Genomic DNA, 19,207 nt, shown 5'->3' with positions numbered 1-19,207 from the left:
CAACCTCAAGACACAAGCCGGCGTTGCCGGCGATGGACCGCGAAGCGGTCCTAAACAGCCCTGTCGAGCTTCTTCAGAAACACCGTCATCTCTTTCTCTGCCTGCTTGTCGCCGTGCGCGCGAGCCGCTTCCAGCCCCTGTTCCCAGGCCTTGCGCGCAGCTGCCAGGTCACCTTCGAGCTGATGCGCCTTGCCCAGCAGCTTCCACGCCGCCGAATACTTCGGGTCCTGCTCGACGCAGCGCTGTAAATGCACGGCCGCCTCGGCGCCGTTGCCTTCATCGAGCCAGGCCTTGCCCAGGCCAAAGCGCAACAGGGCGTTATCCACACCCTTGGCCAGCATCTTTTCCAGTGATTCGCGCATTCCAGCTCCCTCTTTAGAAGAAGCTCAACCCTACATGGAAGAGCTTCTCGACGTCACGGATGTACTTTTTATCCACAACGAAGAGGATCACGTGGTCGCCCGCTTCGATCACCGTGTCGTCATGGGCGATCAGCACTTCTTCGTCGCGGATGATTGCGCCGATGGTGGTGCCTGGTGGCAGGGCGATGTCTTCGATGGCCTTGCCGATTACCTTGCTCGACTTCGAGTCGCCATGGGCGATCGCCTCGATGGCCTCGGCCGCACCGCGGCGCAGTGAGTGCACGCTGACGATATCGCCGCGGCGCACGTGGGCCAGCAAGGTGCCGATGGTGGCCAGCTGCGGGCTGATGGCGATGTCGATTTCGCCGCCCTGGACCAGGTCGACGTAGGCCGGGTTGTTGATGATGGTCATCACCTTGCGCGCGCCCAGGCGCTTGGCCAGCAGCGAGGACATGATGTTGGCTTCGTCGTCGTTGGTCAGGGCCAGGAAGATGTCGGCTTCGGCGATGTTCTCTTCAAGCATCAGGTCGCGGTCCGAGGCACTGCCCTGCAACACCACGGTGCTTTCAAGGGTGTCGGACAGGTGCCGGCAACGGGCCGGGTTCATCTCGATGATTTTCACCTGGTAGCGGCTTTCGATCGCCTCGGCCAGGCGCTCGCCGATTTGCCCGCCGCCAGCGATGACCACGCGCTTGTTGGTTTCGTCGATGCGCCGCAACTCGCCCATCACCGCGCGGATGTGCGCCTTGGCGGCAATGAAGAACACTTCGTCGTCGGCTTCGATGACCGTGTCGCCCTGCGGCAGGATCGGCCGGTCGCGGCGGAAGATTGCCGCCACGCGGGTGTCGACATTGGGCATGTGCGCGCGGATCTGGCGCAATTGCTGGCCCACCAGCGGCCCGCCGTAGTAGGCCTTGACGGCTACCAGCTGGGCCTTGCCCTCGGCGAAGTCGATCACCTGCAGGGCCCCGGGGTGTTCGATCAGGCGCTTGATGTAGTGGGTGACCACCTGCTCGGGGCTGATCAGCACGTCGACCGGAATGGCGTCGTTGTCGAACAGCCCGGCGCGGGTCAGGTAGGCCGATTCGCGCACCCGGGCGATCTTGGTCGGGGTGTGGAACAGGGTATGGGCAACCTGGCAGGCGACCATGTTGGTCTCGTCGCTGTTGGTGACCGCCACCAGCATGTCGGCATCGTCGGCGCCGGCCTGGCGCAGCACGGTCGGGAAGGAGGCGCGGCCCTGCACGGTACGGATGTCGAGGCGGTCGCCGAGGTCGCGCAGGCGGTCGCCATCGGTGTCGACCACGGTGATATCGTTGGCTTCGCTGGCCAGGTGTTCAGCCAGCGTGCCGCCGACCTGCCCTGCGCCGAGGATGATGATCTTCATCCGCTGTTCCTTTCTCTTGTTATCCGCGCGCGGCGGCGATTTTGATCAGCTTGGCATAGTAGAAGCCGTCGTGTCCGCCTGCCTGGGCCAGCAACTGGCGGCCATGGGGCTGGCGGATACCGGCCTGGGTCGCCAGGTCCAGCTCACGGGCGCCGGGAGTGCGGGCGAGGAAGGCCTCGATCACTTCGGTGTTTTCCGTCGGCAGCGTCGAGCAGGTGGCGTAGAGCAGGATGCCGCCGACCTCAAGGGTTGGCCACAGGGCGTCAAGCAGCTCGCCTTGCAGGCTGGCCAGGGCGGCAATGTCATCGGCCTGGCGGGTCAGCTTGATGTCCGGATGGCGGCGGATTACGCCGGTGGCCGAGCACGGCGCGTCGAGCAGGATGCGCTGGAAGCCCTTGCCGTCCCACCAGCTGGCGGTGTCGCGGGCGTCGCAGGCGATCAACTGGGCGTCGAGGCCGAGACGATCGAGGTTCTCGCGCACGCGGGTCAGGCGCTTGGCTTCCAGGTCGATGGCGACCACGGCGTCGAGCCCGGTCTGGGCTTCGAGCAGATGGCAGGTCTTGCCGCCCGGGGCGCAGCAGGCGTCGAGCACGCGCTGGCCGGGGGCCAGGTCGAGCAAGTCGGCGGCCAGTTGTGCGGCTTCGTCCTGGACGCTGATCCAGCCCTGGTCGAAACCGGGCAGGCCACGTACATCGCAGGCTTCAGCGAGCAAGATGCCGTCGCCGCTGAACTGGCACGGCGCCGCTTCAAGGCCGGCTTCACCCAGCAGTTCGAGGTAGGCATCACGGCTGTGATGGCGTCGGTTGACCCGCAGGATCATCGGCGGGTGGGCATTGTTGGCGGCGCAGATGGCCTCCCACTGCTCGGGCCAGAACGCCTTGAGCGACTTTTGCAGCCAGCGCGGGTGCGCGGTGCGCACGACCGGGTCGCGCTCAAGCTCGGCGAAGATATCGCCGCTTTCGCGTTGCGCACGGCGCAGCACGGCGTTGAGCAAACCCTTGGCCCAGGGCTTTTTCAGCTTGTCGGCGCAGCCGACGGTCTCGCCGATGGCGGCGTGGGCGGGGATGCGCGTGTAGAGCAACTGGTACAGGCCGACCAGCAGCAGCGCCTCGACGTCGGCATCGGCGGCCTTGAACGGTTTTTGCAGCAGGCGTTCGGCCAGGGCCGACAGCCGTGGCTGCCAGCGCGCAGTGCCGAAGGCCAGGTCCTGGGTCAGGCCACGGTCACGCACTTCGACCTTGTCCAACTGGCTTGGCAGCGAGCTGTTCAGCGACGCCTTGCCACTGAGTACTGCCGCCAGGGCGCGGGCGGCTGCCAGACGTGGATTCATTGGCCAAGCACCGTGCCGGTGGTGAATTTCTCGCGGCGGCTGTTGAACAGGTCGCTGAAGTTCAGCGCCTTGCCACCCGGCAATTGCAGGCGGGTCAGGCACAGCGCCTGCTCGCCGCAGGCGACGATCAGGCCGTCCTTGCTGGCAGAGAGGATTTCACCCGGGTTGCCGGAGCCTGTGGATAAGTTCGCGCCGAGCACCTTCAGGGCTTCACCGTTGAGGGTGCTGTGGCAGATCGGCCACGGGTTGAAGGCGCGAATCAGGCGCTCCAGCTCAACGGCCGGGCGGCTCCAGTCCAGGCGCGCTTCGTCCTTGTTCAGCTTGTGTGCATAAGTGGCCAGGCTGTCGTCCTGGACTTCACCCTGCAAGGTGCCCGCGGCGAGACCGGCAACGGCTTCGAGCACGGCCGGCGGGCCCATTTCGGCCAGGCGGTCGTGCAAGCTGCCACCCGTGTCGCTGGCGCTGATCGGGGTGCTGACCTTGAGCAGCATTGGCCCGGTGTCCAGGCCTGCTTCCATGCGCATCACGGTGACGCCGCTTTCGCTGTCACCAGCTTCGACCGCGCGCTGGATCGGCGCTGCGCCACGCCAGCGCGGCAGCAGCGAGGCGTGGCTGTTGATGCAGCCCAGGCGCGGAATATCCAGGACCGCCTGGGGCAGGATCAGGCCATAGGCGACCACTACCATCAGGTCCGGCTTGAGCGCCGCCAGCTCCGCTTGGGCCTCGGCATTGCGCAGGGTCGCGGGTTGCAGGACCTGGATACCGTTATCCACAGCCAGTTGCTTGACCGCGCTGGGCATCAGTTTTTGCCCACGACCGGCCGGACGGTCCGGTTGGGTGTAGACCGCTACCACTTCATAGGGGCTGGCGATCAGGGCCTTGAGGTGTTCGGCGGCAAACTCTGGGGTGCCTGCGAAGACAATGCGCATGGAGTTCTCGCTTAAAAAGAAAAAGGCTTGCCGGAGCAAGCCTTTGGGAAGAGCAGATCAAGCTTGCTGGCGATGCTGTTTTTCCAGCTTCTTCTTGATCCGGTCGCGTTTGAGCGTCGACAGGTAATCAACGAACAGCTTGCCGTTGAGGTGATCGCATTCGTGCTGGATGCACACCGCCAGCAGGCCTTCGGCGATCAGCTCGTACGGCTTGCCGTCGCGGTCCAGCGCCTTGACCTTGACCCGCACCGGGCGGTCGACGTTCTCGTAGAAGCCGGGCACCGACAGGCAGCCTTCCTGATACTGGTCCATTTCGTCGGTCAGCATCTCGAGCTCGGGGTTGATGAACACCCGTGGCTCGCTGCGATCTTCGCTCAGGTCCATGACCACGATGCGCTTGTGCACGTTGATCTGGGTAGCGGCAAGGCCGATGCCAGGGGCTTCGTACATGGTTTCAAACATGTCATCGATCAACTGGCGAACGCCGTCGTCGACTTCGGTCACCGGCTTGGCGATGGTGCGAAGGCGCGGGTCCGGGAATTCGAGGATGTTCAGAATGGCCATAAGCGTATGAGCTGCACTGTGCGATGAATTACAAACATGAGTACACATAATAAAGGGATTCGGCGCATTCGGCACCTGGCAAAGGTCAGCTAAGGTTTCAGGGTGCTTTTCCACCCATGGCGCCAAGCCTGAAAGAATGCCGCCGAGAGAAATCCGTCAACCGGTTGTCAAAGTATTATCAACAGAGTTATCCACAGCTTGTTCACGGCTGGCCCAAGCTTCCCGATCAAGGATGATCGTCATGTCGCAACCCTTATCGCCGGCGTGTTCTCCCGCCGAACTCGAAGCGCGATTGCGCCTTCACTTGCTGCCGTCCCTAGGGCCGCGGCGTTTTCACACATTGATCCAGGCCTTTGGCAATGCCTCGGCAGCGCTCAGTGCGCCAGCCACGGCCTGGCGTACGCTGGGCGTACCCGCAGACAGCAGCGATGCCCGGCGCAGCCTTGAAGTTCGCGAAGGCGCCGCCGCGGCAATGCGCTGGCTAGAGGCCCGCGACCAGCATTTACTGATGTGGGACGACCCTGGCTATCCAGGTTTGCTGGCGGAACTGGGCGACGCCCCGCCGCTGTTGTTCATCGCCGGCAACCCGGCGATTCTGGAAAAACCCCAGTTGGCGATCGTCGGCAGCCGCAGGGCATGGAGGCCGGCGCTCGATACGGCTGCGGCCTTCTCGCGCAGCCTCGCTCGGGGTGGTTTTGTCATTACCAGCGGCCTGGCCCTGGGCGTCGATGGCGCCGCACACCAGGCTGCCCTGGACGCTGGCGGGCAGACCATCGGCGTGCTCGGCACAGGGCTGCAAAAACTTTATCCACAGCGGCACAGAGCGCTGGCGGCGGCGATGATCGAGCAAGGTAGCGCGGTGGTCTCCGAGTTTCCGCTGGATGCCGGGCCCGTTGCGGGCAACTTTCCCCGGCGTAACCGGATCATCAGTGGCCTGTCGCTGGGTGTATTGGTGGTCGAGGCGAGCCTTGCCAGTGGCTCGCTGATCACCGCGCGTTTGGCGGCCGAGCAAGGCCGCGAGGTATATGCCATTCCGGGTTCGATTCATCACCCGGGATCCAAGGGGTGTCACCAGTTGATTCGCGACGGCGCCTTGCTGGTGGAGACTGTCGATCAGATCGTCGAAACCCTGCAGGGTTGGCAACGCTTGCCGCCGTTGCAGGTGGACGCCATTGCCGGCCATGAACTGGTCGATCTGTTGCTGGCCGCACCGCAAACTACCGAGGGCCTGGCCAGCAGCAGCGGCTGGCCGTTGCCCCGGGTGCTGGCGGCGCTGACCGAGCTGGAACTGGCTGGAAGGGTCTGTAGTGAAGCCGGACGTTGGTTTGCCCGGCCCGGCTAAGTACACTGCTCATCTGCCTTTATGCGGAGTGAAAACAATGGTGAGCAGTTGGCGTGTGCAACAAGCCGCGCGTGAAATTCGGGCCGGTGCGGTGATTGCCTATCCGACCGAGGCGGTCTGGGGCCTGGGCTGTGACCCATGGAACGAAGAGGCGGTGGATCGCCTGCTGGCGATCAAGTCGCGTTCGGTCGATAAGGGTCTGATCCTGATCGCCGACAATATCCGCCAGTTCGACTTCCTTTTCGAGGATTTCCCTGAAACCTGGCTCGACCGCATGTCTGCCACCTGGCCGGGGCCGAACACCTGGCTGGTGCCACATCAGAACCTGCTGCCCGAGTGGATAACCGGGGTGCACGACACCGTGGCGTTGCGCGTTAGCGATCACCCGGTGGTACGTGACCTTTGTGCATTGGTCGGCCCGCTGATTTCCACTTCAGCCAACCCGCAAGGTCGCCCGGCAGCCAAGACCCGCTTGCGCGTCGAGCAGTACTTCCGTGGGCAACTGGACCTGGTGCTTGGTGGCGCTTTGGGCGGGCGGCGTAACCCGAGTGTGATTCGCGATTTGGCGAGCGGTGAGGTTGTGCGGGCTGGTTGAGGCCAATCGCGGGACAAGTCGGGTCGCCGCACCGCCGCTCCTAGCGACTGTGTAGGAGCGGGCTTGTCCCGCGATCAATTCACTACTGTTTCAAGGCAGCAACACCGTCGACCCCACTGTCCTGCGCGCCGACAGCTCGCTCTGCGCCTTGGCCGCCTCGCTCAGTGGATAACGCTGGTGGATATCCACAGCCAGCTTGCCGCTGGCGATCATCGCAAACAGGTCGTCGGCCATCGCCTGGGTGTTCTCGGCGTTGTTGGCGTAGCTGGCCAGGGTTGGCCGGGTGACATACAGCGAGCCCTTCTGCGCCAGTATTCCCAGATTGACCCCGCTCACCGCCCCTGAGGCATTGCCGAAGCTGACCATCAGCCCGCGCGGCGCCAGGCAGTCCAGTGAGGTCAGCCAGGTGTCCTGGCCAACGCCGTCGTACACCACCGGGCATTTCTTGCCGTCGGTCAGCTCCAGCACTCGCTGGGCGACGTCTTCCCGGCTGTAGTCGATGGTTGCCCAGGCGCCCAGGGCCTTGGCCCGCTCGGCTTTCTCGGCAGAACTGACAGTACCGATCAACCTGGCGCCCAGGGCTTTGGCCCATTGGCAGGCCAGGGAACCGACGCCACCAGCGGCGGCGTGGAACAAAATGGTCTCGCCCGGCTGCACTGCGTAGGTCTGCTTGAGCAGGTACTGCACGGTCAGGCCCTTGAGCATCACCGCCGCCGCCTGCTCAAAGCTGATGCTGTCGGGGAGTTTGACCAGATTGGCTTCGGGCAGCACGTGCACTTCGCTGTAGGCTCCGAGCGGGCCGCCGGCGTAGGCGACGCGATCGCCAACCTTGAGCCGGCTGACCTGCTCGCCTACCGCCTCGACCACCCCGGCGCCTTCGGTACCCAGCCCGGAGGGCAGCGACGGCGGAGCATAGAGGCCGCTGCGAAAGTAGGTGTCGATGAAGTTCAGGCCGATCGCCTGGTTTCGCACGCGAACCTGCTGCGGGCCGGGCGCTGCCGGCTCGAAGTCGACCAGGGTCAGGACTTCGGGGCCGCCATGCTGGCTGAACTGGATACGCTTGGCCATCTGCACTCTCCTGAAGCTAGCGGGAAAACCCCTATCGGACGCCTTTGCTTGATCGCCGTCAACTGCGGCCAGCCCGCCGCCGGTGGTATGCTACGCGCCGAATTTGCCTTAGCCCGCTTCCAGGTGACCTGATGACTAGCCGCACCGAGGCCGTGAAAGCCTACCTGCTCGACCTGCAAGACCGTATCTGCACCGCCCTCGAAAACGAAGACGGCGGCGCCCGTTTTGTCGAGGATGCTTGGACGCGCGAGGCCGGCGGTGGCGGGCGGACCCGGGTGATCGGCGACGGCAAGGTCATCGAAAAAGGCGGTGTGAACTTCTCCCACGTATTCGGCAGCGGGTTGCCGCCGTCGGCCAGTGCTCATCGACCAGAACTGGCCGGGCGCGGTTTCGAAGCCCTGGGGGTGTCGCTGGTGATCCACCCGCACAACCCGCATGTGCCGACTTCCCACGCTAACGTGCGGTTTTTCATCGCCGAGAAAGAAGGCGAAGAAGCGGTCTGGTGGTTTGGCGGCGGCTTCGACCTGACCCCCTACTACGGCAACGAAGAAGACTGCGTGCACTGGCACCAGGTCGCCGAGCGCGCCTGTGCGCCGTTCGGTGCCGATGTCTATCCGCGCTACAAGGCCTGGTGCGACCGCTACTTTCATCTCAAGCACCGTGGCGAGCCACGCGGCATCGGCGGTCTGTTCTTCGATGACCTCAACGAGTGGGACTTCGACACCTGCTTCGCTTTCATCCGCGCCATCGGCGATGCCTATGTCGAGGCCTACCTGCCGATCATCCAGCGCCGTAAAGACCAGCCCTATAGCGCCGAGCAGCGTGAGTTCCAGGAATACCGACGCGGCCGTTATGTCGAGTTCAACCTGGTTTACGACCGTGGCACGCTGTTCGGCCTGCAATCGGGCGGGCGTACCGAATCGATCCTCATGTCGCTGCCACCGCAGGTGCGTTGGGGGTACGATTGGAAGGCCGCGCCAGGCAGCGAAGAAGCGCGCCTGACCGAGTATTTCCTGCAGGACCGTGACTGGCTTGGTGAGGCCAAGGCCAGCCACTGAGCCGTTGTGGATAACTTTCCGGCCCTGCCCGACCTTGACCCAGGAACCGCCTGAATGGACCAGTACGTTGTATTCGGCAACCCGATCGGCCACAGCAAATCACCGCTGATCCATCGCCTGTTCGCCGACCAGACCGGCCAGCAACTGGAGTACAGCACCCTGCTGGCGCCGCTGGATGACTTCAGCATGTGCGCCCAGGGCTTTTTCAAGCAGGGCCTGGGTGCCAACGTCACCGTGCCGTTCAAGGAAGAAGCCTATCGCCTGGTCGATAGCCTGACCCCACGGGCCCAGCGCGCGGGGGCGGTAAATACCCTGAGCAAGCTCGCCGATGGCACCTTGCAGGGCGACAACACCGATGGCGCCGGCCTGGTCCGCGACCTTACCGTCAATGCCGGGGTGCAACTGACTGGCAAGCGCATCCTGTTGCTCGGCGCCGGCGGTGCCGTGCGCGGGGTGCTGGAGCCATTGCTGGCGCACAACCCGGCTTCGCTGGTAATCGCCAACCGCACGGTGGAAAAAGCCGAGCGACTGGCCCGTGAATTCGCCGACCTGGGGCCGGTGGCTGCCAGCGGCTTCGACTGGCTTGAAGAGCCGGTCGACCTGATCATCAACGCCACCTCAGCGAGCCTTGCCGGCGAGCTGCCGCCGATTTCCGCCAGCCTGATCGAGCCCGGCAAGACCGTGTGCTACGACATGATGTATGGCAAGGAGCCTACGCCTTTCTGCCGTTGGGCCGGCGAGCACAAGGCGGCCAAGGTCCTCGATGGCTTGGGTATGCTTGCCGAGCAGGCCGCCGAGGCGTTCTACATCTGGCGCGGCGTGCGCCCCGACACCGCGCCGGTGCTCGACGAACTGCGCCGTCAACTGGCGCGCGGCTAATCTTCGAAGCGGATCGGGCAGTGCGCTGCCCCCTCCAGCTTGTGCAACTCCTCGATCACTTGCGCCCGCGCCCGGCGCAGCGTCAGGCTGCCGCCAGCACGACCCAGGCGGCGCGCTTCGCGATGAAGCATGTCGACCCCGGAATAATCGATGAAGTTGATCTGCCGGGCATCGATCACCACCTGCGGCCCTTGGCAACGCTGCAGGCGCACCTGCAGGTAGTGGCTGGCGCCGAAGAAGATCGACCCGCCCACCCGCAACACGTCGGCATCCCCTTCGCGGGACTGCTGCACCCGTGGCCGTGAGGTGCGTTTGAGGTAAAAGAACAGCGACGCCAGCACCCCGGCGTAGATCGCCGTTTGCAGCTCGAGCAACAGTGTTGCTGCTGCCGTTAGGGCCATCACCAGGAATTCCGAACGGCTGACGCGAAACAGCGCGCGGATCGCCCGATGATCGACCAGGCCCCAGCAGATCAGCAGGATGCTGCCGGCCATGGCCGGGATCGGAATATGCGCGATCAGCCCTGCCCCTGCTACTGCAAACAACGTTACCCACAGGGCGGAAAACACTCCGGCCAGGGGCGAGCGGGCGCCGGCCTCGTAGCTGAGCCCGGAGCGGGTGAAGGAACCGGATGACAGGTAGCCGGAGAAAAATCCCCCGACCATGTTTGAAAGGCCCTGGGCGCGGATTTCCTGGTTGGCATCGATCAGTTGCTCGGAGCGTGCTGACAGCGAGCGGGCAATCGACAGGCTGGTAACCAGGCCAAGCATGCCGACCGCCACGGCGCTGGGTAGCAGACGCAAAATCAGCTCCAGGTCCAGCAGCGGCAAGGGGCTTATCGGTGGAAGCTGACCGATGAAACCGGGCACCAACTGCACATGGCCGAAAACACCTGGGAGCAGCCAGACCAGCACGCTGGCCACCGCCAGAGTTATCAACAGGCCCGGCCAGCGCGGCTGCAACAGCTTCAACGCAATACCCAGCAGCAGCGTACCCAGCCCCAGCAACAACGAGGGCCAATCCACCTCCGGGGCATGCGCCAGCAGGTTTTGCACGGTCTTCAGGGCGGTGGCCTGGCTGGGCAAGTCGATACCCATCAGGTTGGGCAATTGCCCGAGGGCAATGACCAGCGCAGCACCGAGGGTGAAACCCAGCACTACCGACTGCGAGACGAAATTGACCAGCGCGCCGAAGCGCAGCAGCCCCAGCAACCACTGAAACACCCCGGCGAGGAAGGTCAGCAGCAGGATCAGGGTGATGTAGTCACTGCTGCCCGCAACTGCCAGGGGGCTGACGCTGGCATAGAGGACAATCGAGATTGCCGCCGTCGGCCCGCAGATCAGGTGCCAGGACGAGCCCCACAGGCAGGCGATGATCACCGGTACGATCGCTGCGTACAGCCCGTACTCGGCGGGCAGCCCGGCAATCAGGGCATAGGCGATTGATTGCGGCAGGGCCAGGATCGCCCCGCTCAGGCCCACCAGCAGATCGCGACGCACGCTGGCCCCGGTCTGGCGCGCCAACCAGGTGAGAAACGGCAGCAGTCGATGGCGGTCAGGCCAGGCCATGAGCACTCTCTATTGCAGGCGGAAGCTGTTCAGGGTGCGATGTCGGGCGCTCGGGTGCAAGCCGCGTCAGAAAACAAAGTTCACATGCTCGCCATGGTGCAGCTTGAGCTCCAGGGCATCGACCATGGCCGCTGCCACTCGGGCCAGGCGTTGCAGTGGTTCGGCCAGGCCCGGCTCGAGGGTGCCATGGGTCTGGTGAAAGTGCTCGATGCCCAGGCCGGCAACTTGCTGCGGGGTGTTGATCAGGGTCCAGTGCAGCGGGCTGCGCTGCAACAGGTCGACGATCCGTTCGGCGCAGGCCCGTTGCTGCCGATTGTGCCCCTCGCTTTGCTCCAGTACGGTGAAATCGCCCACCAGCAATAGCCGGCGTATAGTGGTGCGGGACATGCCGGCGATCAGCGCCTGGCTCATGCGCAGTTGCGTGGCAAAGTCATCGGGCGCCAGTGCTGGCAACAGGCAGACCACCGCCGAGCCGCCGGCCACGCTTTGTTCGGCCTGATCGGCAGTATCGAGGCCGCCGGTCTTGAAGTGCAGGCCGGGGCGCGGTGCCAGGGTATTGAGATCATCGACCACGGCGATCACCTCATGCTGGCGCTTGAGCAATTCGGCCATCAGGGCGCTGCCCAGGCTGCTCAAACCTCCAAGCAGGACCAGTTTGAACACTGGGGTTTCGGCATTTTTCACCAGATCACTCCATTGGCAACGGGTGATCGTTTGACCCGCGTAGCCAGGCGCAGGTTCGTTGCGATTAAGGAGTTTTCGTGCAAAGGATCAAGGGCTATCACGCGCATATCTACTATGACGCCAGCACCCTGGAGCAGGCTCGCCAGTTGTGCGAAGAAGCCGCTCGGCTGTTTCCGGTGACCATGGGGCGCATGCATCAGAAGCCGGTCGGGCCGCACCCGGACTGGAGCTGCCAGTTGGCCTTCGGGCCTGAAGTGGTGGGGGTGGTGCTGCCCTGGCTGGCGTTATATCGCCAAGGGCTGGTGGTGTTTCTGCATCCGTTGACTGGTGACGAGCTGGCCGATCATCGTGATCATGCGATCTGGATGGGGGCGGTGCGGCCGCTGGATCTGACGATTTTCAAGTAGTTTACAGCTCCGGGGTAGGAGCGGGCTTGCCCCGCGATTTGCGATCTGTCTGATGGACCGCAATCGCGGGGCAAGTCGAGGCGTCGCACCGCCGCTCCCACAGGGATCAGGCCTTGCGTGCACCCCGCACACCCTGGGCCAGCGCCGAGCACAGCTCGAGCACATCACCCACAGCCTGCTCGGCAGTGGCCGCATTGGCTATCTTGTCGACCAGCGCCGAACCGACCACGACGCCATCCGACAGCCTGGCAATCGCCGCAGCCTGCTCTGGCGTGCGGATACCGAAGCCGACGCTGATCGGCAGGTCGGTGTGCCGGCGCAGACGCTTGATGGCGCTGCTGACGTGTTCAGTGGTCGCAGAACCCGCACCGGTAACACCGGCAACCGACACGTAGTAGACGAAGCCCGAGCTGCGTTCCAGCACGCGCGGCAGGCGCACGTCGTCGGTGGTCGGGGTGGTCAGGCGAATGAAGTCGATGCCCGCGGCCTGGGCCGGGGTGGCCAGCTCGGCGTCGTGCTCCGGCGGCAGGTCGACGATGATCAGGCCATCCACGCCCACTTTCTTGGCTTCAGCCACGAAGGCCTCGACGCCAAAGCGGTGAATCGGGTTGTAGTAGCCCATCAGCACGATCGGCGTGGTCTGGTTGTCGACGCGGAACTCGCGAACCATTTGCAGGGTTTTCGCCAAGGTCTGACCGGCGTCCAGGGCGCGCAGGGTGGCGAGCTGGATTGCCACGCCGTCGGCCATCGGGTCGGTGAACGGCATGCCCAGTTCGATGACGTCGGCGCCAGCATCCGGCAGGCCTTTGAGGATCTGCAGCGAAGCGTCGTAGCCAGGGTCGCCTGCGGTGATGAAGGTGACCAGTGCCGAGCGGCCTTCGGCCTTCAGTTCGGCGAAGCGTTGTTCAAGACGGCTCATGCCTGTTTCTCCTGGGCGGCCATATGGCTCATCACGGTTTGCATGTCTTTGTCGCCGCGCCCGGACAGGCACACCACCATCAGGTGATCCTTGGGCAGGGTCGGTGCGCGTTTGATCGCTTCGGCCAGGGCGTGGGAGGTTTCCAGGGCCGGAATGATGCCTTCCAGGCGGCAGGTAGTGTGGAACGCGGCCAGGGCTTCGTCGTCGGTGATGCTGACGTACTCGACGCGTTTCACTTCGTGCAACCAGGCGTGTTCCGGGCCGATGCCGGGGTAGTCGAGGCCGGCGGAAATCGAGTGGGCGTCGGTGATCTGGCCGTCGGCATCCTGCAGCAGGTAGGTGCGGTTGCCGTGCAGCACGCCCGGTACGCCACCGTTGAGGCTGGCGGCATGCTTGTCGGTGTCGACCCCGTGGCCACCGGCTTCGACGCCGATGATTTGCACACTGGCGTCATCGAGGAAGTCGTGGAACAGGCCCATGGCGTTGGAGCCGCCGCCGACGCAGGCGATCAGGCTGTCGGGCAGGCGCCCTTCCTTGGCTTGCAGCTGTTCACGGGTCTCTTTGCCGATGATCGACTGGAAGTCGCGGACCATTGCCGGGTACGGGTGCGGGCCCGCTACAGTACCGATCAGGTAGAAGGTGTCGTCGACGTTGGTGACCCAGTCGCGCAGGGCTTCGTTCATCGCGTCCTTGAGGGTGCCGGTGCCGGCGGTGACCGGAACGATTTCGGCGCCCAGCAGCTTCATGCGGAACACGTTGGCTTGCTGGCGCTCGATGTCGGTGGCGCCCATGTAGATCACGCAAGGCAGGCCGAAGCGCGCGGCGACGGTGGCAGTGGCCACGCCGTGCATGCCGGCGCCGGTTTCGGCGATCAGGCGTTTTTTGCCCATGCGCTTGGCCAGCAGCACCTGGCCGATGCAGTTGTTCACCTTGTGCGCGCCGGTGTGGTTGAGCTCTTCACGCTTGAAGAAGATCTTTGCACCGCCGCAGTGTTCGCTCAGGCGTTCGGCGAAGTACAGCGGGTTCGGGCGGCCGATGTAGTCACGCTGGAAGTACGCCAATTGCTCGAGAAATTCCGGGTCGGCTTTGGCTGCTTCGTATTCGCGGGCAAGGTCGAGCACCAGCGGCATCAGGGTTTCTGCCACGTAGCGGCCGCCGAATGCGCCAAACAGGCCATTGGCATCGGGGCCGGCGCGGAAGTTGGTCTGGGTCATGGGTCGCTCCAGGGCGGTAGTGAAGTCGGGAATGGCTTTACTCTAACCACGACACGCGCAACTGAAAACCGATAAGATTGCGACAACCTGTCAGGAAAACTCACACGTCATGCGCCAGGACCTGCCCCCACTCAATGCCCTGCGGGCCTTTGAAGCCACTGCCCGGCTCAATAGCGTCAGCCAGGCGGCCGAACAGCTACACGTTACCCACGGCGCGGTCAGCCGGCAATTGAAGGTGCTCGAAGAACACCTTGGGGTGGCCTTGTTCGTTAAGGAAGGACGTGGCCTTAAACTCACAGATGCCGGGATGCGTTTGCGCGATGCCAGTAGTGATGCCTTCGAGCGCTTGCGCGGCGCGTGTGCAGACATCAGCCAGAGCGGCGCCGATGCGCCGTTCGTCCTCGGTTGCTCCGGCAGCCTGCTGGCGCGCTGGTTCATCCCACGGCTGGGGCGATTAAAAGCGGATTTGCCGGAACTGCGCCTGCACCTGTCGGCCGGTGAAGGTGATCTCGACCCGCGTCGCCCAGGGCTGGATGCCTTGCTGGTGTTTGCCGAGCCGCCCTGGCCTGCGGATATGCAAGTGCATGTGCTGGCGCAGGAGTGTATTGGCCCGGTGCTCAGCCCGCACTTTGCCGGGTTCAGCCGCTTGCAGCAGGCGCCAGCCGAGGCGTTGCTGACGCAAACCCTGTTGCAGACCACTTCGCGCCCGCAAGCCTGGCCAAGCTGGGCGGCGCAGCAAGGTATCGACCCGCAGGCGCTGCGTTACGGGCAGGATTTCGAGCATTTGTATTACTTGCTGGAGGCTGCAGTGGCAGGGCTGGGCGTGGCGATTGCGCCGCAACCGCTGGTAGCCGACGACTTGCGCGCCGGGCGCCTGGCGGCGCCATGGGGTTTTTGCGAAACCCAGGCCGCGCTGGCCCTGTGGGTGCCGCGACGCGCCGCAGACGGGCGCGCCGAGCAATTGGCCGGCTGGTTGCGCGCGGAGCTTGCGCGCCAGGCCGCTTAGTTACCGCGTTTGCACATCAGGTAGGCGGCCAGCAAACCGAGGGCGCCAACGGCGACGCCGGCGGTGGTCCACGGGTGTTCCTGGGCGTAATCGCGGGTGGCCAGGCCAGTCTCGCGGGTCTTGGTTTTTACTTCTTCGTAGGCATCGCTGAGCAGGCTGCGCGAATGGCGCAGGGCATTCTCGGCGTTGCCCTTGAGCGTCTTGAGGGTTTTGCGCGACTCATCCGAGGCATCGTCCTTGAGGCTTTCCAGTGACTTGAGCAGGCTTTCGATTTCCGCTTCCATGCTTTGCAGCGAAGCTTTACGCAGCGAGGTGTTGGCCATGGTGACTCTCCTTCGAGGTTGAGTTGAGCTGTGTAGGTTCCGACTACAGGCTGCTGGGAAAGTGCAGTCGAACTTTTAACGGCATTTACCCCTCGCAGGTAAAACAGCCCGGCGCTGCTAGGCTCTATCTCACATTCAAAAAGGAGATTGCTTATGTCTGATCATCACACCTACAAGAAAATCGAGCTGGTCGGCTCGTCGCCCACCTCTATCGAAGAGGCGATTAACAATGCCCTGGCCGAAGCAGGCAAGAGCATCAAGCACCTTGAGTGGTTCGAGGTGGTCGACACCCGAGGCCATATCAAGGACAACAAGGCCGCGCATTTTCAGGTCACGCTCAAAGTGGGCTTTCGCATCGTCAACAGCTGATGCGGCGACACTGGCTTGTGCGGGTCAATTGCGTTACACAGTCCTGAGGCGCCCGGCCTGCCTGGCGCCCTTCTCTATTTTGATCTGAACAAGGAAAGCGATCGATGAAGAAGTTGGTAGTAGCGATAGGTTTGATGACGCTGGCCGGTACCGCGCTGGCAGCCGGCAAGCCATGTGAAGAGCTCAAGGGCGAAATAGCAGCCAAGCTGGACGCCAAGGGTGTCAGCGGCTATTCGCTGGAGATTGTCGATAAAGGCGCTGCCGCAGACGGCAAGGTCGTGGGTAGCTGCGAAGGCGGCACCAAGGAAATAGTCTATAAGCGCGGGCGATAGTGTTGAATCCATCGCGGGGCAAGCCCCGCGATAGGGCCCTCAGTTGCCCAGCACTGTCTGCGCCAGCAGCTCATAAGAGCGTATGCGGTCGGCATGCTCATACAGGTCGCAGGTGAAGATCAGCTCATCCGCCTCGGTCTGCTCCAGCAACACCTCCAGTTTGGCGCGGATTTTCTGCGGGCTGCCGACCATCGCCAGGCCCAGGAAGCTGCCCACCGCTTCCCGCTCATGCGGCAGCCACAGGCCGTCCATGGTCTCCACTGGCGGGCGTTGCACCAGGCTCTGCCCGCGCATCAGGGCGAGGATGCGCTGATACACCGAGGTGGCCAGGTAGTCGGCCTGTTCATCGGTCTCGGCCGCCACCAGTGGTACGCCAAGCATCACGTAGGGCTTGTCGAGCACCGCCGAGGGCTTGAAGTGGTTGCGGTACACGCGAATCGCCTCGTGCATGTAACGTGGAGCGAAATGCGAGGCGAAGGCGTAGGGCAAACCGCGCATGCCGGCCAGTTGTGCACTGAACAGGCTCGAACCCAGTAGCCAGATCGGCACTTCGGTACCGTAACCCGGCACGGCAATGACCTTCTGCTCCGGCGTGCGCGGGCCCAGGTAGCGCATCAGTTCTTCGACGTCATCGGGAAAGTCGTCGGCACTGCCCGAGCGTTCGCGGCGCAGGGCGCGGGCGGTCATCTGGTCGGAGCCCGGCGCGCGGCCCAGGCCCAGGTCGATTCGCCCGGGATACAGGCTGGCGAGTGTGCCGAACTGTTCGGCGATCACCAGTGGCGCATGGTTGGGCAGCATCACCCCGCCGGCGCCAACACGAATGGTTGAGGTACCACCGGCCAGGTAGCTGAGCAGCACCGAGGTTGCGGAGCTGGCGATACCATCCATGTTGTGGTGCTCGGCCACCCAGAAGCGGTTGTAGCCAAACTTCTCGACGTGTTGCGCCAGGTCCAGCGAGTTGCGCAGGGACTGCGCCGGGCCGCTGTCGGCGCGTACTGGCACCAGGTCGAGGGTGGAAATCTTGATATCGGCAAGTTGCTTCATGGGCGTTGGCGCCTCCTGGGCAGTCGAGTGGCCGCAAACAATCCAACGGCCTTTCTAGCTCTGTATGGGCACATCTGCAGGAATCAATGCCGGGGCTTGTAATCCTTCTGAACTTGCCTGCGCCGGGGCTCTCTGAAATTAAGGCAAGGCGCGATATCCCGCGCCCCAGGGAGCTCAGGAGGCTTTATGAAAAAGACAGCATCAGCTATCTGGCAAGGTGGCTTGAAGGATGGCAAGGGCCTGCTTTCCACTGAAAGCGGCGCTCTCAAGCAGAACCCTTATGGCTTCAATACCCGCTTCGAAGGCCAGCCGGGTACCAATCCGGAGGAACTGATTGGCGCGGCGCATGCCGGCTGTTTCTCCATGGCCCTGTCGATGATGCTTGGTGAGGCCGGCTTGACCGCCGAACGCATCGATACCATTGCTGAAGTGACCCTCGACAAACTGCCGGATGGCTTTGCCATTACTGCCGTGAACCTGATCCTCAAGGCCAAGGTCCCCGGGGCTAGCGAAGCGCAGTTTCTTGAGATTGCCAACAAGGCCAAGGTCGGTTGCCCGGTGTCGAAAGTGCTCAACGCGAAAATCAGCCTGGATGCGACGCTGCTGAGTTAAGGCAGAACCGGGGCGCGCTTCTTGTGGTCAAATGAGGGTCGGTAGAACGACTGCCGCCACAAGGAGCTGTCCCATGATCCGTGTTGCAATCGCTGTGCTGGCTTCGCTGCTGGCAACCGCTGCGCTGGCCGCGCCGAAACCCTGTGAAGAGCTCAAGGCCGAGATCGAAGCCAAGATCCAGGCCAACAACGTGAGTTCCTACACCTTGGAAATCGTCAAGAATGACGAGGTCCACGACCAGAACATGGTGGTCGGCAGCTGTGAAGGCGGCACCAAGAAGATCATTTACCAAAAGAACGATCGCTAGGCCTCAGGGGGTGCAGAAGACGTCGTTGGACTCTTCGGCGACCATCTTGCGCTGGGCATCATAGAGGTAGGCGCTGGGCTGCATGGCCGGGGCCCGGGCTTCCAGGCGATAGCGCTGGCCGGCCTTGAAATGCGCGAACTTGATGGTCAGGTAGCAGGTGCGCTCGGTCGGGTCGGTACTGAATCCACCGGAGTAGATCTCGTAGTCGAACCGCACCACCAACTCGTGGGCACCGGGCGTCACCTGAAAGAACCGGCCATCGGTCAGGCGTTTGCCATCGAGCCGTTCGGCCATCAGTGTCTTGCCCGGCGTGATGGTGTAGAGGTCGACCCAGGCCTGTTTGTTATCCACAGGTGGCAGGGGGCTAACGCAAGCTCCCAGGGTACTGATTGCGAGCAGCATCACAGGCTGGCGCATGGCGAACTCCGACGTGCGGGTTACAAAGCATAAGCATAGCGCCATTCACGCCTTTAGGTACGCTGGCAGCCCGCCGGCTGGCCTTTGCCGACCACTTTGCGCTGTTCGTCATAGAGCTTGGCCCAGGGGCGGAAGCCGATGCTGCCGGCCTCAAGCTGGTAGCGCTGGCCGGCACTGAAATCCTTGAATTTCACATTGAGCTGGCAATCGCGCCACAGTGGCTCGTCGACCGGGCCGATATTGCTTGGCGTGACCGCAAACAGATAGCGCACGGTCAGCTCATGGCTGCCTGGCGGTACTTCGAAATAGCGTTTGTCGGCCCAGGCGCGCTCGTCTACTTCGACGGCGTGCAAGGTGTCGTCCTCACCAGGGGCAAGGTCGATCCAGGCCTGGTTGGGGTCAGGCGCAGGAAGGCCGGCGCAGCCGGACAGAAGCACAACAGTGCTGACGACGAGTAGTGTACGCATGGCAAAACTCCAGCCGGGCAGGAT

At 63.6% G+C, this 19,207-nt stretch carries 24 protein-coding genes; 10 read left to right on the top strand and 14 right to left on the bottom strand.

The genetic code is table 11. The features are described 5' to 3' along the window. Positions 1-50: 50 nt before the first annotated feature. From UB48_RS21460 to def, 5 genes are read right to left on the bottom strand one after another with little or no spacing between them, the layout of a single operon-like run. A complete protein-coding gene (locus UB48_RS21460; protein WP_045200766.1) occupies positions 51-362 on the bottom strand; it encodes a tetratricopeptide repeat protein in 312 nt (103 codons plus the stop codon). Between the two features lie 13 nt (positions 363-375). Then, positions 376-1,749 carry a Trk system potassium transporter TrkA gene (gene trkA, locus UB48_RS21455; RefSeq protein ID WP_010222685.1) on the bottom strand — a complete coding sequence of 458 codons (1,374 nt, stop codon included), beginning with the start codon at positions 1,747-1,749 and terminating at the stop codon, positions 376-378. Positions 1,750-1,768: 19 nt separating this feature from the next. Further along, on the bottom strand, positions 1,769-3,079 hold the full coding sequence (rsmB, locus tag UB48_RS21450; protein ID WP_045200760.1) for a 16S rRNA (cytosine(967)-C(5))-methyltransferase RsmB: 1,311 nt from the start codon (positions 3,077-3,079) through the stop codon (positions 1,769-1,771). Then, on the bottom strand, positions 3,076-4,008 hold the full coding sequence (fmt, locus tag UB48_RS21445) for a methionyl-tRNA formyltransferase (protein WP_045200758.1): 933 nt from the start codon (positions 4,006-4,008) through the stop codon (positions 3,076-3,078). The genes rsmB and fmt overlap by 4 nt, the downstream gene beginning before the upstream one ends. Before the next feature lie 57 nt (positions 4,009-4,065). Then, positions 4,066-4,572 (bottom strand): peptide deformylase, encoded by a 507-nt coding sequence (def, locus tag UB48_RS21440; protein ID WP_038605133.1) that lies wholly within the window; start codon positions 4,570-4,572, stop codon positions 4,066-4,068. Positions 4,573-4,813: 241 nt separating this feature from the next. On the opposite strand from def, the gene dprA reads away from it, so the two are divergent. Further along, positions 4,814-5,914 (top strand): DNA-processing protein DprA, encoded by a 1,101-nt coding sequence (gene dprA / locus UB48_RS21435; protein WP_045200756.1) that lies wholly within the window; start codon positions 4,814-4,816, stop codon positions 5,912-5,914. Positions 5,915-5,951: 37 nt separating this feature from the next. Continuing rightward, positions 5,952-6,509: an L-threonylcarbamoyladenylate synthase gene (locus UB48_RS21430; protein ID WP_045200754.1), complete on the top strand. Its 558-nt coding sequence runs from the start codon at positions 5,952-5,954 to the stop codon at positions 6,507-6,509. A 90-nt stretch (positions 6,510-6,599) separates the two neighbouring features. Here the strand turns inward: UB48_RS21430 and UB48_RS21425 are convergent, their stop codons facing one another. Then, positions 6,600-7,577 carry an NADPH:quinone reductase gene (locus UB48_RS21425; protein ID WP_045200753.1) on the bottom strand — a complete coding sequence of 326 codons (978 nt, stop codon included), beginning with the start codon at positions 7,575-7,577 and terminating at the stop codon, positions 6,600-6,602. A gap of 131 nt (positions 7,578-7,708) precedes the next feature. On the opposite strand from UB48_RS21425, the gene hemF reads away from it, so the two are divergent. After that, complete coding sequence (gene hemF / locus UB48_RS21420; RefSeq protein WP_045200751.1) at positions 7,709-8,635, top strand: oxygen-dependent coproporphyrinogen oxidase; 927 nt, start codon at positions 7,709-7,711, stop codon at positions 8,633-8,635. 54 nt (positions 8,636-8,689) lie between these two features. After that, complete coding sequence (gene aroE, locus UB48_RS21415) at positions 8,690-9,514, top strand: shikimate dehydrogenase (protein ID WP_045200749.1); 825 nt, start codon at positions 8,690-8,692, stop codon at positions 9,512-9,514. Here the strand turns inward: aroE and UB48_RS21410 are convergent. After that, a complete protein-coding gene (locus tag UB48_RS21410; RefSeq protein ID WP_045200747.1) occupies positions 9,511-11,082 on the bottom strand; it encodes a SulP family inorganic anion transporter in 1,572 nt (523 codons plus the stop codon). The genes aroE and UB48_RS21410 overlap by 4 nt on opposite strands. A gap of 66 nt (positions 11,083-11,148) precedes the next feature. Then, positions 11,149-11,766 carry an NAD(P)-dependent oxidoreductase gene (locus tag UB48_RS21405; RefSeq protein WP_045200745.1) on the bottom strand — a complete coding sequence of 206 codons (618 nt, stop codon included), beginning with the start codon at positions 11,764-11,766 and terminating at the stop codon, positions 11,149-11,151. Between the two features lie 77 nt (positions 11,767-11,843). Here UB48_RS21405 and UB48_RS21400 point away from each other — a divergent pair, with 77 nt between their 5' ends. Further along, positions 11,844-12,173, top strand: a complete 330-nt coding sequence (locus UB48_RS21400; protein ID WP_045200742.1) for a DOPA 4,5-dioxygenase family protein — start codon at positions 11,844-11,846, stop codon at positions 12,171-12,173. A gap of 106 nt (positions 12,174-12,279) precedes the next feature. Here UB48_RS21400 and trpA read toward each other — a convergent pair whose 3' ends face one another. After that, the gene (trpA, locus tag UB48_RS21395; protein WP_045200740.1) at positions 12,280-13,092 is read right to left on the bottom strand and encodes a tryptophan synthase subunit alpha; all 813 of its coding nucleotides are present in this window, start codon (positions 13,090-13,092) and stop codon (positions 12,280-12,282) included. Next, a complete protein-coding gene (trpB, locus tag UB48_RS21390) occupies positions 13,089-14,306 on the bottom strand; it encodes a tryptophan synthase subunit beta (RefSeq protein WP_045200738.1) in 1,218 nt (405 codons plus the stop codon). The genes trpA and trpB overlap by 4 nt, the downstream gene beginning before the upstream one ends. A 109-nt stretch (positions 14,307-14,415) precedes the next feature. Here trpB and UB48_RS21385 point away from each other — a divergent pair, with 109 nt between their 5' ends. Beyond that, positions 14,416-15,312 carry a LysR family transcriptional regulator gene (locus UB48_RS21385; protein WP_045200736.1) on the top strand — a complete coding sequence of 299 codons (897 nt, stop codon included), beginning with the start codon at positions 14,416-14,418 and terminating at the stop codon, positions 15,310-15,312. Here the strand turns inward: UB48_RS21385 and UB48_RS21380 are convergent. After that, positions 15,309-15,635, bottom strand: coding sequence for a YqjD family protein (locus tag UB48_RS21380; RefSeq protein WP_045200734.1), 327 nt, complete (start codon positions 15,633-15,635; stop codon positions 15,309-15,311). The genes UB48_RS21385 and UB48_RS21380 overlap by 4 nt on opposite strands. A gap of 153 nt (positions 15,636-15,788) precedes the next feature. Between UB48_RS21380 and UB48_RS21375 the strand changes: the two genes are divergently transcribed. Both UB48_RS21375 and UB48_RS21370 read left to right on the top strand, forming a co-directional pair. Beyond that, the gene (locus UB48_RS21375) at positions 15,789-16,004 is read left to right on the top strand and encodes a dodecin (RefSeq protein ID WP_010222667.1); all 216 of its coding nucleotides are present in this window, start codon (positions 15,789-15,791) and stop codon (positions 16,002-16,004) included. A gap of 104 nt (positions 16,005-16,108) precedes the next feature. Further along, positions 16,109-16,336 carry a DUF1161 domain-containing protein gene (locus tag UB48_RS21370; RefSeq protein WP_045200732.1) on the top strand — a complete coding sequence of 76 codons (228 nt, stop codon included), beginning with the start codon at positions 16,109-16,111 and terminating at the stop codon, positions 16,334-16,336. Between the two features lie 39 nt (positions 16,337-16,375). On the opposite strand, the gene UB48_RS21365 is transcribed toward UB48_RS21370, so the two are convergent. Continuing rightward, the gene (locus UB48_RS21365; protein WP_045200730.1) at positions 16,376-17,380 is read right to left on the bottom strand and encodes an LLM class flavin-dependent oxidoreductase; all 1,005 of its coding nucleotides are present in this window, start codon (positions 17,378-17,380) and stop codon (positions 16,376-16,378) included. A 186-nt stretch (positions 17,381-17,566) separates the two neighbouring features. Between UB48_RS21365 and UB48_RS21360 the strand changes: the two genes are divergently transcribed. Then, positions 17,567-17,992 (top strand): OsmC family protein, encoded by a 426-nt coding sequence (locus tag UB48_RS21360; RefSeq protein WP_045200728.1) that lies wholly within the window; start codon positions 17,567-17,569, stop codon positions 17,990-17,992. Between the two features lie 73 nt (positions 17,993-18,065). Next, a complete protein-coding gene (locus UB48_RS21355; protein ID WP_045200726.1) occupies positions 18,066-18,299 on the top strand; it encodes a DUF1161 domain-containing protein in 234 nt (77 codons plus the stop codon). 3 nt (positions 18,300-18,302) lie between these two features. On the opposite strand, the gene UB48_RS21350 is transcribed toward UB48_RS21355, so the two are convergent. Both UB48_RS21350 and UB48_RS21345 read right to left on the bottom strand, forming a co-directional pair. Next, positions 18,303-18,716, bottom strand: coding sequence for a hypothetical protein (locus UB48_RS21350; protein WP_045200724.1), 414 nt, complete (start codon positions 18,714-18,716; stop codon positions 18,303-18,305). Between the two features lie 53 nt (positions 18,717-18,769). Next, positions 18,770-19,183 (bottom strand): hypothetical protein, encoded by a 414-nt coding sequence (locus UB48_RS21345; RefSeq protein WP_045200722.1) that lies wholly within the window; start codon positions 19,181-19,183, stop codon positions 18,770-18,772. Positions 19,184-19,207 lie beyond the last annotated feature (24 nt).

Origin of the sequence: Pseudomonas sp. 2(2015) (assembly GCF_000955865.1) — a bacterium.
Lineage (GTDB): Bacteria > Pseudomonadota > Gammaproteobacteria > Pseudomonadales > Pseudomonadaceae > Aquipseudomonas.
This window is presented reverse-complemented; position numbering and strand designations above follow the sequence as displayed.